The organism is Streptomyces cyaneochromogenes, from assembly GCF_003963535.1.
In the GTDB taxonomy this organism is placed as follows: domain Bacteria; phylum Actinomycetota; class Actinomycetes; order Streptomycetales; family Streptomycetaceae; genus Streptomyces; species Streptomyces shaanxiensis.
Window position 1 is genome coordinate 2690812 of the sequence record NZ_CP034539.1, and the last position, 14466, is coordinate 2705277.

Below are 14466 nucleotides of genomic sequence, written 5' to 3' on the forward strand. Positions count from 1 at the left end.
CGGGGGGTGGGGGTGGCCTCGGGGGAGGTGATGGCTGGGGCGACCTCGGAGGAGGGGGTACCGGGGGCGGCTTCGGAGGAGGCGACGCCTGGGACGCCCTCGGAAGGCCACACTCCCCGGACTGCCCCGGACATCCAGCTGCCTGGGACGCCCCCGGAGAACCTCACACCCGGGAAGCCCCCGGAAGGCCTCCCACCCGGCGCATCCCCGCAGAACCTCGCACCCGGGAAGGCGCCAGAGAGCCTCACAACCAGGACTGGCCCGGGAGGCCTTCCGCCCGGAACCCGCCCACAGAACCCCCCGCCCAGGGCCGCCCCGAACGACCTCGCAGCCAGTGATCCCCCGGAGGACCTCGCCCCCGCCGCACTCCCGCAAGCCCCCGCACCCGACACACCCCCGCACCAACCCGCAGCCGCCAACGGCGAGCACCCCCCACCAGGGCCACCCGCACCCGACGACGAAAGTCGCACGGGCGGTGCGGGTGGGAAACACCAGGCCGAAGGCGAAGCCGAGGCCGAGGCCGGGCAGAGGATCCTCGGCCTGCTCCTGGGCCTGGCCGCAGGCGACGCCGCCGGCTGGCCCGCCGCCCGTCACCGAGCCGCCCGCATGCCCGAATGGACCCGCCGCCTCACCCGCGAACTCGACACCTTCGCCGAACACAACGCCACGACCACCCTCCCCGTCCCCATCGCCCTCAACCAACCCCCCGAACCCCTCCGCCTGGGCCCCTCCGACGACGCGGAATGGGCGGCGTTCGCCGCAGAGGCGGTCCTCCGCGCCGGCGACGACACCGCCCTCGGCGACCTCAGCCGAGAACGCCGCACCCGAGCCGCGATCGACCTGACCTGGAACGCCGTAGCCAGCGAGGTCGCCGCCGCAGCCGACCGCGCCCCAGAGGTCGAGTCGGCCATCCTCCCCCTGCGCGCCCGCATCTCCGTCCGCGCGGGCCTCGGCAACCTCGCCAACGGCCTGCGCCCACCCGCAACCGGCCACGACAACCCGCACTACTTCGACGACGCCGCCTGCGTACGCGCCTGCGTCCTGGCCGTCGCCCACCCCGGCGACCCCCACCGCGCCGCCGACCTCGCCGAGTTCGACGCCCGCTACACCCAGGACGGCGACGGCGTACACGGCGCGAGAGCCATGGCGGCGGCCCTCGCCCTGGCCCTGACCGGCGCCAACACCCACGCCTGCGTGACCGCCGCCCTCGCCGAACTCCCCGAGGAGACGGAGATCGGCCGCAACGCCCGCCACGCCCTGCGGCTCGCCCGGGCCGCCGACAGCGCCTTCGCCCTGATCCCCCTCCTCGAACACCAAATCGTCGACCACGTCTACAGCTACGGCATCGCCGCGGCCGAAACGGTCCCGGTGGCCCTCGCCCTCACCGTCGCGGCAGGCGGCCGTATCGCCGAGGCGGTCCCCGCCGCCGCGTGCCTCTCCCGCGTCGCCGACTCGGCACCGGCCCTGGCAGGCGCACTGACCGGCGCGTTGGGCGGCGGGACGTCCATCCCGGCGTCCTGGCGCGAGACCTGCCGCACCCTCTCCGGCTGCGTACTCCCCCGCCTCACCGGCACCGACCTGGTGGAACTCGCCGAACTCCTGGAAGCCGCACAACCGGCTCGACCAGGAGGATGATTCGGGGCATGACGCCCAAACCGGATGAAACCAGTGACCCTCGAGAAGGCAGTGGCCCGCGAGAAACCAGCGGTCCGCGAGAACCCAGTGGCCCGCGTCTCGACGAGCGGATCACCGGCGCCCTGGTCGGCGCGGCGGTCGGCGACGCCCTCGGCGGCCCGGTGGAGGGCTACTCCCCCGACCAGATCCTCGAACGTCACGGCGGCCGCGTCCACGGCATCGTCGGCCCCTGGAACGGCGACGCCTGGCGCACGGCCCGCCCCATCGCGCCGTATCACAAGGGCGACGGCCACGTCACCGACGACACCTTGATGACGCACGCGCTGGTACGGGTGTACGTCCAGGTCCGCGACCACCTCGACGCGTACGCGATCGCCGACCACCTGGTCCCGGACCTGATGACGAACCCGCGCTGGATCCCGGAGCTGGAGGCGCAGGCCCTCCCCCTGCACCGCGTCTTCCTGGCGGAGAAGTGGCTGGTGGCCCGCCTCCACTACGGCCACGTCGATCCACGCGAGGCCGGCGTCGGCAACATCGTCAACTGCGGCGCGGCGATGTACATGGCCCCCGTCGGCCTGGTCAACGCGGCGAACCCGAGGGCCGCGTACGCCGAGGCGCTGGACATCGCGGGCGCCCACCAGTCGTCGTACGGCCGCGAGGCGGCGGGCGTCTTCGCGGCGGCGGTGGCGGCGGCGTGCACCCCCGGGGCGACACCGGACGCGATCATCTCGACCTGTCTGTCCCTGGCGAAGGACGGCACGCGGGCGGCGATCGAGAAGGTCTGCGAAGTGGCGGGCGCCCACACGGACTTCGAGTCGGCGCTGGTCCCGCTCCGCAAGGCGATCACCCCGTACGACACGGTCGGCCCCGACTACCGGCAGCCTTCCCTCGGCGCCCGCCGCCCCTCCCGCCTGCACGCCATCGAGGAACTCCCCATCGCCCTGGCCATGCTGCTGGTCGCGAACGGCGACTACCGCCAGGCGGTCCTGGGCGCGGTGAACTACGGCCGCGACTGCGACTCGATCGCGACGATGGCCGGCGCCCTGTCCGGCGCCCTGGGCTCACCGCCCCCGCAGGACTGGTCGAAGACGGTCGCGGAGGCCAGCCGCCTGGACCTCTGGGAACCACCCCGCGCCCTGACCGAGGTCACGAGGGAGATCCACGCCCGCGACATCCACCGCCACCGAGCCCACGAGGCGGCGTTCACGGCACTGGAGGGCCGAGGATGCTCCGACTGACCTGGGTCCAGCCGGAGGACCTGCTGGGCCACGAACTCCGGCAGGCGGCCCTGGACGGCCGTGAGCCGTCGAGGATCGCGGAGCGGTGGGGAGCGGCGGGCGGCAGCGCGGCCCCCCTGCGGGCGGGGGCCTCGGCGGAGCCGGCGTCGAGGTATCTGCGGACGCTGGCAGAGGACCTGCTGGACGAACTGGCGGATCTGCCGAGCAGGTTGACGGACGACGAGCCGACGGACCTGAAGAAGATCAAGTCCCTGTGCCCGAACTGGCCGTCCGATTCCGGCACCACCACGGCGCGGCCCGCACCACCCGCACCACCGCGCCTCGAAGCCGCCTGGCTGGGCCGGGCAGTCGGCTGCCTCCTCGGCAAGCCCGTGGAAAAGCTCCCCCTCGAAGCCATCCGCCACCTGGCCGAGTCGACCGGCAACTGGCCCCTGGCCGGCTACTTCACCGCCCGCGGTGTCCCCCCGGACCTCCTCACCGCCCACCCCTGGAACCGGCGCTCGGCCACGACGTCCCTCGCGGAGAACATCGACGGCATGCCCGAGGACGACGACCTCAACTACCCCCTCCTCAACCTCCTCCTGCTCCAACGCCACGGCAGAACCTTCACCACCACCGACGTAGCCCGCCTGTGGCTCGACGAACTCCCCCCGGGCCGCACCTTCACCGCCGAACGCATCGCCCACCGCAATCTCCTGCTAGGCCTCGAACCCCCGCACACGGCCCGCCACCGCAACCCCTTCCGCGAATGGATCGGCGCCCTCATCCGCGCGGACGTCCACGGCTGGACCAACCCCGGCGCCCCGTCTGCCGCGGCCGAACAGGCCCACAGGGACGCCACCCTCACCCACACCGCCAACGGCGTCTACGCGGCGATGTTCACGGCGGCGGTCATCGCACAGGCGGCGACAGCGACCGGCACCGACGACATCCACGCCTGCCTGCGCACCGGCCTCACGGTGATCCCCCCGCGGTCCCGCCTGGCGGAGGCGATCCACCACGCCATCCACCTGGCCGGCACCCACGAGGACTTCGACAAGGTCGTCGACGAACTCCACGCCACCCACGCGCACACCCACCACTGGGTCCACGCCATCCCCAACACCGCCCTGATCGCCGCCGCTCTCACCCACGCGAACGGCGACTTCACCGGCTCCATCTGCCGTGCCGTGTCGGGAGGTTGGGACACCGACTCCAACGGCGCGACGGCGGGCAGCATCGCCGCCCTCCTCACCGGCACGCCCGCCGCCCTCCCCCACCGCTGGACCGCTCCCCTCAAGAACCGCCTCGCCACCTCCGTCGCCGATTTCAACGGCACGGGCTTCGACGCACTGGCCCAACTCACCCACGACCTCACCCACTGGGAGGCCACCCACCCATGACCGACATCGTCGTGCTCGGCAGCACGAACATGGACCTGGTCACCTACGTCGCCAAGGCACCGCAGCGCGGCGAGACCGTGACGGGACGGGAGTTCCGTACGGTCCCCGGCGGCAAGGGCGCCAACCAGGCGATCGCGGCGGCCCGCGCGGGCGGCGACGTCCTGATGATCGGCGCCGTCGGCAACGACGCCTACGGCACCCACCTGCGCTCCACCCTCGAACACTCCGGCGTGGACACCGACGACCTCCGCACGGCCGAGGGCCCCTCCGGCACCGCGCACATCGTCGTGGACGACGAGGGCGGCAACTCGATCGTCGTGATCCCCGGCGCCAACGGCACGCTCGACCATCTGAGCCCCGGCGACGAGGGCGTCATCGCCTCCGCCGACATCCTGCTCCTCCAGTTGGAGATCCCGCTGCCCGCGGTCGTCGCCGGCGCCCAGGCGGCCCACCGCCACGACGTCCGTACGGTCCTCACCCCGTCCCCCGCCCAGCCGCTCCCGGACGAACTCCTCGCCGCCATCGACCTGCTGGTCCCCAACGAACACGAGGCCACCACGCTCACCGGCCGTACCGACCCCCGCGAGGCGGCCACCGCGCTGCTCGACCGGGTCCCCGAGGTCGTCGTCACCCTGGGCGCGGCCGGCAGCCTGTACGTCGCCCGCGGCGCCGACCCCCTGACCGTCCCCGCCCCGACGGTCACCGCGGTCGACTCCACCGGCGCCGGGGACACGTTCGTCGGCGCCCTCGCGGTGGCGCTCGGCGAAGGCCGCCCGATGCCGGACGCACTGGCCTGGGCGGCGGCAGCGGCCGCGCTGTCGGTCCAGCGGGAGGGCGCTTCGGCGTCGATGCCGTACCGCCCCGAGATCGAGGCACGGTACGCGTCGTGACCGAACCAGCCACCGAACCAGCCACCGAGGCAACCGGCGAAACAACCGCCGAAGCGGCCAAAGCGCCCTTGGCCGGCCTCCGCGTCCTCGACCTGGCCACCCTCTTCGCCGGCCCCCTCGCCGCCACGATGCTCGGCGACTTCGGCGCGGAGATCGTCAAGGTCGAGCACCCCCAGAAGCCGGACCCCTCCCGCGGCCACGGCCCGTCGAAGGACGGCGTGGGCCTGTGGTGGAAGGTCCTCGGCCGCAACAAACGCGCGATCACCCTGAACCTCTCCAAGCCCGGCGGCCGGGCCACCCTCCTGCGCCTGGCCGCGACCGCCGACGTCGTCATCGAGAACTTCCGCCCGGGCACCCTGGAGAAGTGGGACCTCGGCTGGCCGGAGCTCTCCGCCGCCAACCCCCGCCTGGTCCTCGCCCGCGTCACCGGCTTCGGCCAGTTCGGCCCCTACGCCCACCGCCCCGGCTTCGGCACCCTCGCCGAGGCGATGAGCGGCTTCGCCGCACTCACCGGCGAACCGGACGCGCCCCCGACGCTCCCGCCGTTCGGCCTGGCCGACTCGATCGCGGGCCTGGCGACCGCGTACGCGGTGATGACGGCACTGGCCGCCCGCGAGCGCACCGGCGAGGGCCAGGTCGTCGACATGGCCCTGATCGAGCCGATGCTGCTGGCCCTCGGCCCCCAGGCGACCTGGTACGACCAGCTCGGCTATGTCCAGGAACGCACCGGCAACCGCTCCGCCAACAACGCCCCGCGCAACACCTACCGCACCGCGGACGGCACCTGGGTCGCCGTCTCCACCTCCGCCCAGTCGATCGCCGAGCGCGTGATGCACCTGGTGGGGCGCCCCGACCTGATCGACGAACCCTGGTTCGCGACAGGCGCCGACCGGGCCCGCCACGCCGACGTCCTCGACCGGGCGGTCGGCGACTGGATCGCCCGCCACACCCGCGCCGACGTCCTCGCGGCCTTCGAGAAGGCGGAGGCTGCGGTGGCCCCGATCCAGGACGTACGGGATGTGATGACGGATCCGCAGTACGCGGCCCTGGACACGATCACCACCGTCGACGACCCCGAACTCGGCCTCCTGCGCATGCAGAACGTCCTCTTCCGTCTCTCCGCCACCCCCGGCACGATCCGCTGGGCGGGCCGCCCGCACGGCGCCGACACCGACGAGATCCTCACCGACCTGGGCCTGACCCCCGCCGAACTGGCGACCCTGCGCGAGGAGGGCGCCCTGTGACGAGCCCGGCGAAGACCGCCCCGTACCCCCTGACCTGGCTGTACGCCCCCGGCGACCGCCCCGGTGTGGTGGCCAAGGCCCTGACGTCCGGCGCCGACGTCGTCATCGTCGACCTGGAGGACGCGGTCGCCCCGGACCGCAAGGACTACGCCCGGGAGGCCACGGCCGACCTGCTCTCCGAGCCGGAGCCCCCCGTGCCCGTCCACGTCCGCGTGAACGCCCTGGGCACACCGCCGGCGGCGCAGGACCTGGAGACACTGGCGGCCCTCCCCGGCCTGTCCGGCCTCCGCCTCCCGAAGGTGACCTCCGCCGAGCAGATCATCCACCTCGCCCAGACCACACCGCCCACCGACCCGGGCGCACCCCCGCTCCACGCCCTCCTGGAATCGGCCCTGGGCATCGAGCGCGCCCACGCGATCGCCAGCGCCCACCCCTCCCTCCACGGCATCTCGCTGGGCGAGGCGGATCTACGGGCCGACCTGGGCGTACGGGGCGACGCGGGCCTCGACTGGTGCCGCTCCCGCGTCGTCGTGGCCGCCCGAGCGGCGGGCCTGCCCCCACCGGCCCAGTCCATCCACCCGGACATCCGCGACCTGGAGGGCCTGGCCGCGTCCTGCGCCCACGGCCGCACCCTGGGCTTCCTGGGCCGGGCCGCCATCCACCCCCGTCAGCTCCCGGTGATCGAACGGGCCTACCTGCCCACGGAGGCAGAACTGGAACAGGCGGAGACGATCATCAAGGCAGGGGCGGCGAATCAAGGCGCCCAGGCGCTCGCGGACGGCAGCTTCGTCGACACGGCGGTGGTGGCGACGGCACAGCGAACCCTGTCCCTGGCCCGCCGCGCCTGAGACACGACGAGGGCGCCCGGAAGACCCCGGGCGCCCTCGTCACGTACGACCGACCGTCAGCTCTTCTTCGCCGACTCGGCCGCGTCGCTCACGTCTTCTCTCGCGTCTTCCTTCTCCTCCGTGGCCGAGGAGTCCTCAGCTCCCGAGGAATCCTCGGTGCCCGGGGAGTCCTCGGCGTCCGGGGAGTCCGTCTCGGCCTTCTTCTCTTCGGCGTCGGCACCGCCGTCGGCCGCACCCTGGGTGCCTTCCGCCGCGCCCGGCTCGACGACCTCTTCGCGGCCCGGCCGCTTCTTCGCCGACACCGCGATGTACGTCACCGCGAGCAGGAACACGATGATCGCGGTCCAGACGTTCAGCCGCACACCAAGGACCTTGTGGGCGTCATCGATGCGCATGTACTCGATCCAGCCGCGGCCGGCGCAGTACGCGGCGACGTACAGCGCGAACGCCCGCCCATGTCCCAGCTTGAAGCGGCGGTCGGCCCAGATCACCAGCAGCGCGACGCCGATGCACCACAGCGACTCGTACAGGAACGTCGGGTGGTAGGTGCCCGGCACCCGCCCGTCCGTCGTGGACGTGATCTCCAGGGCCCAGGGAACATCCGTCCGCTTTCCGTACAGCTCCTGGTTGAACCAGTTGCCCCAGCGCCCGATCGCCTGCGCGAAGGCGATGCCGGGCGCCACGGCGTCGGCGTACGCGGGCAGCGGGATGCCCCGGCGCCGGCAGCCGATCCACGCGCCCAGCGCGCCGAAGGCGATGGCGCCCCAGATACCGAGGCCGCCCTCCCAGATCTTGAAGGCGTCCACCCAGTCACGGCCCTCGCTGAAGTACAGCTGGTAGTCCGTGATCACGTGGTAGAGCCGGCCGCCGATCAGGCCGAACGGCACGGCCCAGACCGCGATGTCGGCAACCGTGCCGGCTCGCCCGCCCCGGGCGATCCAGCGTTTGTTGCCGAGCCAGACGGCTACGAAGACACCGATGATGATGCAGAACGCGTAGCCGCGCAGCGGAATGGGGCCGAGGTGGATCACCCCGCGCGACGGGCTGGGAATGTAGGCAAGTTCCATGGCAAGGTCGACGCTACCCTGCCGGGCGGCGCCGATGTCAGGCGGCCCGGCTACGGGTCCATAACAGGCAGCGCCCCGAACAGGCCCTGCCCACGTCGCTCATCCCTGGGCGGCCTCCTGAACCATCTGCTTCAGCTTGGCCGGCGTCATCGTCTGGTCCTGGTAGATGTTCTTGCCGTTCAGCAGCACCGTCGGCGTACCACTGAAGCCGCCCTCCTTGAACGCGTCGTTGGACTTGTTCACCCAGCTGTTGTGCGTGCCGTCCTCGACGCACTTGCGGAAGGCGGGCGTGTCCAGGCCGTCGACCTTGGCCGCGAGCTCCAGGAGCTTGCTGTTCTTCGCGAAGGCGTCGTCGACCTCCGGCGGCTGGTTCTGGTACAGCACGTCGTGGTACGGCACGAACTTTCCGACGTCCTGGGCGCAGGCCGCGGCGTTGGCGGCGTTGCGGGAGCCGGTGCCGCCCATGTTGCCGTCGATGATCGTCGCCAGGTGGTACTCGGCCCTGAGCTGGCCCGAGTCCGTCAGCTCGTGGATCGTCGATCTGTACGCGTCCTCGAAGGACTTGCAGGCCGGGCAGCGGAAGTCCTCCCAGACCGTGAGCGTCGACTTGGCGTTCTCCTCGCCGACCGGGATCGCGAGGCCGTCCTTGCCCTGCGCTCCCGAGGGTCCCACCACCGGCCCCGCGTCGCTGCTGTCGTCCTTGCCGGCGTTCGCCGCGACGACTCCGATCACCGCCGCGAGTCCCAGCACGCAGACGACGCTCGCGCCGATGATCAGCGCACGGCGCCGCTTGTCCGCGGCCTTCTGCTTCTCGCGCTCGACCGCCAGCCGCTCCCGGGCGGTCCGCTTACCCTCACGATTCTTTTCGCTCACACCCGCAGAACGAACCGGGGAGGCGCAGCGCGCCTCCCCGGCCACAGGTCCACCCGTTCGAGCGACTCGTACGGAAGACCCTTCTTCCTACTTCCGATCGCTGCCTCTGAGGGGCTCTACGCCTGTCCGCGCACGCCCTTCGCCAGCTCACCGGCGAGCGTGCGCACGGCCTCCACACCGGCGGCGTCGTCCGGCGCGTCCAGCATCCGCTTCACGAAGGCCGAGCCGACGATCACGCCGTCGGCGAAGCCGGCCACCTCGGCGGCCTGCTCGGCGTTGGAGACACCGAGGCCGACGCAGACGGGCAGCTCGGTTCCGGTGGCCCGGGTGCGCTCGACCAGGTTCTGCGCCTGCGCGCCCACGGACGCCCGGGTGCCGGTGACGCCCATCAGCGAGGCGGCGTAGACGAAGCCGCTGCCCGCCGCGGTGATCTGCCCGAGCCGCTCGTCCTTGCTGCTCGGCGCCACGACGAAGACCGTCGCGAGGCCGTGCTTCTCGGCGTGCTCCCTCCACAGGGCCGACTCCTGGACCGGCAGGTCGGGCAGGATGCAGCCCGCGCCACCCGCCTCCGCCAGCTCGGCGGTGAACCGCTCCACGCCGTAGCGGTCGATCGGGTTCCAGTACGTCATGACGAGGATCGGCTTGCCGGTGGCCTCGTGCGCCTCACGGACCGTGCGCATGACGTCCGCGATCTTGACGCCGCCGCGCAGGGCGATGTCGTCGGCGGTCTGGATGACCGGGCCGTCGAGGACCGGGTCGCTGTGCGGCAGCCCGACTTCCACGACGTCCGCGCCCCCGTCGAGTGCGGCCTTGATCGCCTCGATGCCGCCGTCCACGGTCGGGAACCCGGCCGGCAGGTAGGCGATGAGGGCGGAGCGGCCCTCGGCCTTGGCGGCGTGCAGGGTGTCCGTCAACAGCTGGATGTTTCCGCTCACTTGGCGTCCCCCTGGATCTCGGCCGCACCGCCGCCTGCGTCGGCGGCCACCTCGGCGTCGGTGTCGTACAGGCCGAAGTAACGGGCGGCCGTGTCCATGTCCTTGTCACCGCGTCCGGACAGGTTGACGACGATCAGCCCGTCCTTGCCCAGCTCCTTGCCGACCTCCAGGGCACCGGCGAGCGCGTGGGCGCTCTCGATCGCCGGGATGATGCCCTCGGTGCGCGACAGCAGACGCAGGGCCTGCATCGCCGCGTCGTCGGTGACCGCGCGGTACTCGCCGCGGCCGCTGTCCTTGAGGTAGGAGTGCTCCGGGCCGATTCCGGGGTAGTCCAGACCGGCCGAGATCGAGTACGGCTCGGTGATCTGGCCCTCCTCGTCCTGCAGGACGTAGGAGCGGGAGCCGTGCAGGATGCCGGGCTCGCCCGCGGTCAGTGTGGCCGCGTGTTCGCCGGTCTCCACGCCGTGCCCGGCGGGCTCGCAGCCGATGAGGCGTACGTCCGTGTCGGGGATGAAGGCGTGGAAGAGGCCGATGGCGTTGGAACCGCCGCCGACGCAGGCGACGGCCGCGTCGGGGAGACGCCCGGCGCGCTCCAGGATCTGGCGGCGGGCCTCCACGCCGATCACGCGGTGGAAGTCGCGGACCATGGCGGGGAAGGGGTGCGGGCCGGCGACCGTACCGAAGAGGTAGTGGGTGTGGTCGACGTTGGCGACCCAGTCGCGGAACGCCTCGTTGATGGCGTCCTTGAGGGTGCGCGATCCCGACTTCACGGCGATGACCTCGGCGCCGAGCATGCGCATCCGGGCCACGTTGAGGGCCTGGCGCCGGGTGTCGATCTCGCCCATGTAGATCGTGCACTCGAGGCCGAACAGCGCACAGGCCGTCGCCGTCGCCACGCCGTGCTGGCCGGCGCCGGTCTCGGCGATCACGCGGGTCTTGCCCATGCGCTTGGTGAGCAGGGCCTGGCCGAGCACGTTGTTGATCTTGTGGGAGCCGGTGTGGTTGAGGTCTTCCCGCTTCAGGAAGATCCGTGCGCCACCGGCGTGTTCGGCGAACCTCGGCACCTCGGTGAGGGAGCTGGGGCGGCCGGTGTAGTTGACCAGCAGGTCGTCGAGCTCGCGGGCGAACTCGGGGTCGTGCTTGGCCTTGTCGTACTCGACGGCCACCTCGTCCACGGCGGCGACGAGGGCCTCCGGGATGAACTTGCCGCCGAACGCGCCGAAGTAGCCTTCGGGGCTGGGGACTTGACCCTCCGGGTCGGGGATGAAGAACTCGCTGGGCATGAATGAACCTCACGGGGAGTGGTGTGTGAACAACACTGATCGCCGTGGGGGCGGGGCTTTGTCAGTCGGCTGCCGGCCGGCTGTGGCTTGTCGCGCAGTTCCCCGCGCCCCTAAGGGGCGCGCTGCCATCGACGGCCGTTCACCTGCCCGGGTTCGTCACCGATCACATAGCGGACCCGTCGCCCGTGCACCCTCCGCGCGGGCGCGCGGCAGCCCCGGGGCCTGCAGCCGCGCGCGAGGCGGGCGTACGGGTCCCTGGTGTGCAGGGTGAGCGGGAGAGTCATCGGGGTCAAGCCTAGCGGGTGATCAGCTGCGGCCGTGCCGCAGTGCGGGGTGCTCGCCCGCTGCCACCAGGTCGGAGACCGCGGACTTCGGGTCCTTCCCCGTCACCAGGGACTCGCCGACCAGGACCGCGTCGGCGCCGGCGTTGGCGTAGGCGATGAGGTCGTGAGGGCCACGGACGCCCGATTCGGCGACCTTGACGATGTGGGCGGGGATCTCGGGCGCGACGCGCTCGAAGGTCCCGCGGTCGACCTCCAGGGTCTTCAGGTTCCGCGCGTTGATGCCGATGACCTTCGCGCCCGCGTCCACGGCACGCTCGACCTCGTCCTCGTCGTGGACCTCGACGAGCGGGGTCAGGCCGATGGACACCGCGCGCTCGATGAGGGACTCCAGGGCGGGCTGGTCGAGGGCCGCGACGATCAGCAGCGCGAGGTCGGCGCCGTACGCGCGGGCCTCCCACAGCTGGTACGACGTGACGATGAAGTCCTTACGGAGGACCGGGATGTCCACGCGCGCGCGGACGGCCTCCAGGTCGGCCAGCGAGCCGCCGAAACGACGCTGTTCGGTGAGGACGGAGATGACGGCCGCGCCGCCCGCCTCGTAGTCCGCGGCGAGCCCGGCCGGGTCGGCGATCGCGGCCAGCGCGCCCTTGGAGGGGCTGGAGCGCTTGACCTCGCAGATGACCTTGACGCCGTCGCCCCGGAGCGCGGCGACCCCGTCCTTGGCCGCCGGAGCCTTCGCCGCACGCTCCTTGAGCTCGTCGAGGCTGACGCGCGCCTGCCGCTCCGCGAGGTCGGCACGGACTCCGTCGATGATCTCGTCGAGCACACTCACGCGAGCGGCCCCCTTTCAGACGGTCGGTTATGAAAGCGGTACGAAAACCTATGGTCACTGCGATGGTATCCGCAGGAGGGCGTAGGCCTCGCATCCGGTTGACGCCGGTCCCACTACCTGGACGTTCCCCAGTTGATCAAGGATGCAGCCAGCCACCGAACGGCAGGTTCCGGACAACGGTGAAGACCAGCAGCAATGCCCCGGCCGTCCACAGCCGCACCGGCGAGAGATCGAGCCCGAGCGGTCGCCCTCGTGCCGCCCGGATCACCCAGACGGTCCACACCACCGCGAAGAGCACACAGCCGACGACAGCGAGCGCGTTGTCCTGGAGCGCTGCCGCGAAGTCCCCGTGGACGACGGCGTGCGCACTGCGCAGTCCGCCGCAGCCTGGGCAGTAGATGCCGGTGACCTGCAGGAGCGGGCAGGCGGGGTAGTGGCCGGGTTCGTTCGGGTCCACGGCCCCCACGTACGCGAAGGCTCCGACGACGGCCGCGAGCACACCCGCCGGTACGGCCAGTCGCCGCCACGCCGATCCTGTGCCGGACCGCGTCGCCCTCGGGCTTTCGGCGTTCACAGGGTTCCCCTCCACCGCATTCGGTAGGCTACGGGCCGTGCGTTGCGAGAACCAAGCGCGTACACCGTGCTGAGCGAGAACCAAGCCAGCACATCCACCTCCAAGCTGTGCCGTACCAAACCGGGCTGGTTCCAACCCGGCTGGTGTTGATCGTGTAAGACCTGTCGGGCCGCCGGTTCGTAGGCGATGTGAGCCAGAAATCCCCCTGCCTTCAGCTGGGGGAGGGTTCAAGTCATGCATTGTGCCCCGCTATACGCGTGAGGGGCGCCCCTAGCACCTCATCGGCGCCGGGTCGCCCCTCAGCGGAGTCGTACGGGTCTCAGCTCTTGGCGCTCGCCGTCTCGACCTCGTGGGACATGAGCAGCGCCTTGTGCGCGTCCTTCGGCTGACCCATGCCCATCGAGCTCATGATCCAGCCGATGACGCCGCCGAGGACCACGACGGCCAGGCCGGCCCAGAAGCCCGCGGGCTGGGCCAACACCATGAAGGCGCCCGAGACGCAGAAACCGATGAAGGCGATCGTGACACCGGTCCAGGCGGCCGGGGTGTGACCGTGGCTGCTGCCCGCCATTGCTTGCTCCTCGTTGCTGTGTACGTGTTGTACGTGGGTGAGCCGGTCGCTCGCTGTCATTGTCCCGCACGCGTGCGCGTGCGGTGATCGGGGGTCACGACGCGACCGCGCGGGCTATGCCCCGGTGGGGTCCTCGCCGCGGTCCAGGGCCTTCCAGAGCTCCTCGGGCCGGTCGGGGTCGGGGGCCGGGGCCCTGCGGCGCGGGCGGGGTGTGCCGCCGCGCTCGTAGCGGCCGGACATGCCGGGCCAGAGCCGGCCGTAGCGCAGGGCCAGCAGTCCGGCGAGCAGGATCAGGGCGCCGCCGACGGCCGCGACGTAGGGCCAGGCGGTGTGGGTGAGGGCCTCGACGGTGGCCGAGGTGTCGCCGGAGGCCTGCGCGGCCTTCTCGTCGAGCGCGGCGCTGTCGGAGGCGCCGAGCAGGGCGGCCGCGACGGTGCCGGCCCCGCAGAGCGCGAGCAGGCCGGCGACCATGAGGCGGCCGGCCCGGCGGACGGCGAAGACGGCGACGAGCGCGGCGAGCCCCACTATCGCCAGGGCCGCGGGGACGCCCGTGACGTCGCTGCCCTTGGCGATCAGGGGGAACGGGCCGCCGGCCACCGTCACGGTGCCCTCCGACCAGCGCTGCCGGGTGGCGAGCAGTGCCACGGCCGCGCCGAGCGCCCCGCAGAGCAGGGCCACGGCGAGACTCATACGGCCGGCCCGGGCGGAACCGGGGGCTTCGGAACGGGGGTGCGGTACGGCAGTCACGTACTCCACTATCACCCGAACCCCGATCGATCAGTCACCCGGGGTTCGGGTGACAGGGGCCAC

General features: G+C 72.2%; 15 protein-coding genes. 6 read left to right on the forward strand and 9 right to left on the reverse strand.

Annotated features, from left to right (window positions below; genetic code table 11):
- Window positions 1-30: 30 nt before the first annotated feature.
- From EJ357_RS11940 to EJ357_RS11965, 6 genes are read left to right on the forward strand one after another with little or no spacing between them, the layout of a single operon-like run.
- Window positions 31-1635 carry an ADP-ribosylglycohydrolase family protein gene (locus tag EJ357_RS11940; RefSeq protein WP_228473165.1) on the forward strand — a complete coding sequence of 535 codons (1605 nt, stop codon included), beginning with the start codon at window positions 31-33 and terminating at the stop codon, window positions 1633-1635.
- 8 nt (window positions 1636-1643) lie between these two features.
- Complete coding sequence (locus tag EJ357_RS11945) at window positions 1644-2873, forward strand: ADP-ribosylglycohydrolase family protein (protein ID WP_228473030.1); 1230 nt, start codon at window positions 1644-1646, stop codon at window positions 2871-2873.
- The gene (locus tag EJ357_RS11950; protein ID WP_126391379.1) at window positions 2861-4255 is read left to right on the forward strand and encodes an ADP-ribosylglycohydrolase family protein; all 1395 of its coding nucleotides are present in this window, start codon (window positions 2861-2863) and stop codon (window positions 4253-4255) included. Before EJ357_RS11945 ends, EJ357_RS11950 begins: the two co-directional genes overlap by 13 nt.
- On the forward strand, window positions 4252-5145 hold the full coding sequence (gene rbsK, locus EJ357_RS11955; RefSeq protein ID WP_126391382.1) for a ribokinase: 894 nt from the start codon (window positions 4252-4254) through the stop codon (window positions 5143-5145). The genes EJ357_RS11950 and rbsK overlap by 4 nt, the downstream gene beginning before the upstream one ends.
- Window positions 5142-6389, forward strand: a complete 1248-nt coding sequence (locus EJ357_RS11960) for a CaiB/BaiF CoA transferase family protein (RefSeq protein WP_407698481.1) — start codon at window positions 5142-5144, stop codon at window positions 6387-6389. Before rbsK ends, EJ357_RS11960 begins: the two co-directional genes overlap by 4 nt.
- Window positions 6386-7237, forward strand: a complete 852-nt coding sequence (locus tag EJ357_RS11965; RefSeq protein ID WP_126391384.1) for an HpcH/HpaI aldolase/citrate lyase family protein — start codon at window positions 6386-6388, stop codon at window positions 7235-7237. Before EJ357_RS11960 ends, EJ357_RS11965 begins: the two co-directional genes overlap by 4 nt.
- Window positions 7238-7293: 56 nt before the next feature.
- On the opposite strand, the gene lgt is transcribed toward EJ357_RS11965, so the two are convergent.
- From lgt to EJ357_RS12010, 9 genes are all read right to left on the reverse strand, one after another.
- Complete coding sequence (gene lgt, locus EJ357_RS11970; protein ID WP_126391386.1) at window positions 7294-8304, reverse strand: prolipoprotein diacylglyceryl transferase; 1011 nt, start codon at window positions 8302-8304, stop codon at window positions 7294-7296.
- A gap of 99 nt (window positions 8305-8403) precedes the next feature.
- Window positions 8404-9177: a DsbA family protein gene (locus tag EJ357_RS11975; RefSeq protein ID WP_126391388.1), complete on the reverse strand. Its 774-nt coding sequence runs from the start codon at window positions 9175-9177 to the stop codon at window positions 8404-8406.
- Between the two features lie 116 nt (window positions 9178-9293).
- A complete protein-coding gene (gene trpA / locus EJ357_RS11980) occupies window positions 9294-10112 on the reverse strand; it encodes a tryptophan synthase subunit alpha (RefSeq protein WP_126391390.1) in 819 nt (272 codons plus the stop codon).
- The gene (trpB, locus tag EJ357_RS11985; RefSeq protein WP_126391392.1) at window positions 10109-11395 is read right to left on the reverse strand and encodes a tryptophan synthase subunit beta; all 1287 of its coding nucleotides are present in this window, start codon (window positions 11393-11395) and stop codon (window positions 10109-10111) included. The genes trpA and trpB overlap by 4 nt, the downstream gene beginning before the upstream one ends.
- Before the next feature lie 110 nt (window positions 11396-11505).
- Entirely contained in the window at window positions 11506-11679 is a 174-nt protein-coding gene (gene trpM, locus EJ357_RS50730; protein ID WP_126391394.1) for a tryptophan biosynthesis modulator TrpM, read from the reverse strand.
- A gap of 22 nt (window positions 11680-11701) precedes the next feature.
- Window positions 11702-12511 carry an indole-3-glycerol phosphate synthase TrpC gene (trpC, locus tag EJ357_RS11995; RefSeq protein ID WP_126391396.1) on the reverse strand — a complete coding sequence of 270 codons (810 nt, stop codon included), beginning with the start codon at window positions 12509-12511 and terminating at the stop codon, window positions 11702-11704.
- A gap of 136 nt (window positions 12512-12647) precedes the next feature.
- Complete coding sequence (locus tag EJ357_RS12000) at window positions 12648-13085, reverse strand: DUF2752 domain-containing protein (RefSeq protein ID WP_228473031.1); 438 nt, start codon at window positions 13083-13085, stop codon at window positions 12648-12650.
- A gap of 319 nt (window positions 13086-13404) precedes the next feature.
- Window positions 13405-13656, reverse strand: coding sequence for an HGxxPAAW family protein (locus EJ357_RS12005; protein WP_126391400.1), 252 nt, complete (start codon window positions 13654-13656; stop codon window positions 13405-13407).
- A 114-nt stretch (window positions 13657-13770) separates the two neighbouring features.
- Window positions 13771-14412 (reverse strand): TIGR02234 family membrane protein, encoded by a 642-nt coding sequence (locus tag EJ357_RS12010; protein WP_126391402.1) that lies wholly within the window; start codon window positions 14410-14412, stop codon window positions 13771-13773.
- Window positions 14413-14466: the final 54 nt, after the last annotated feature.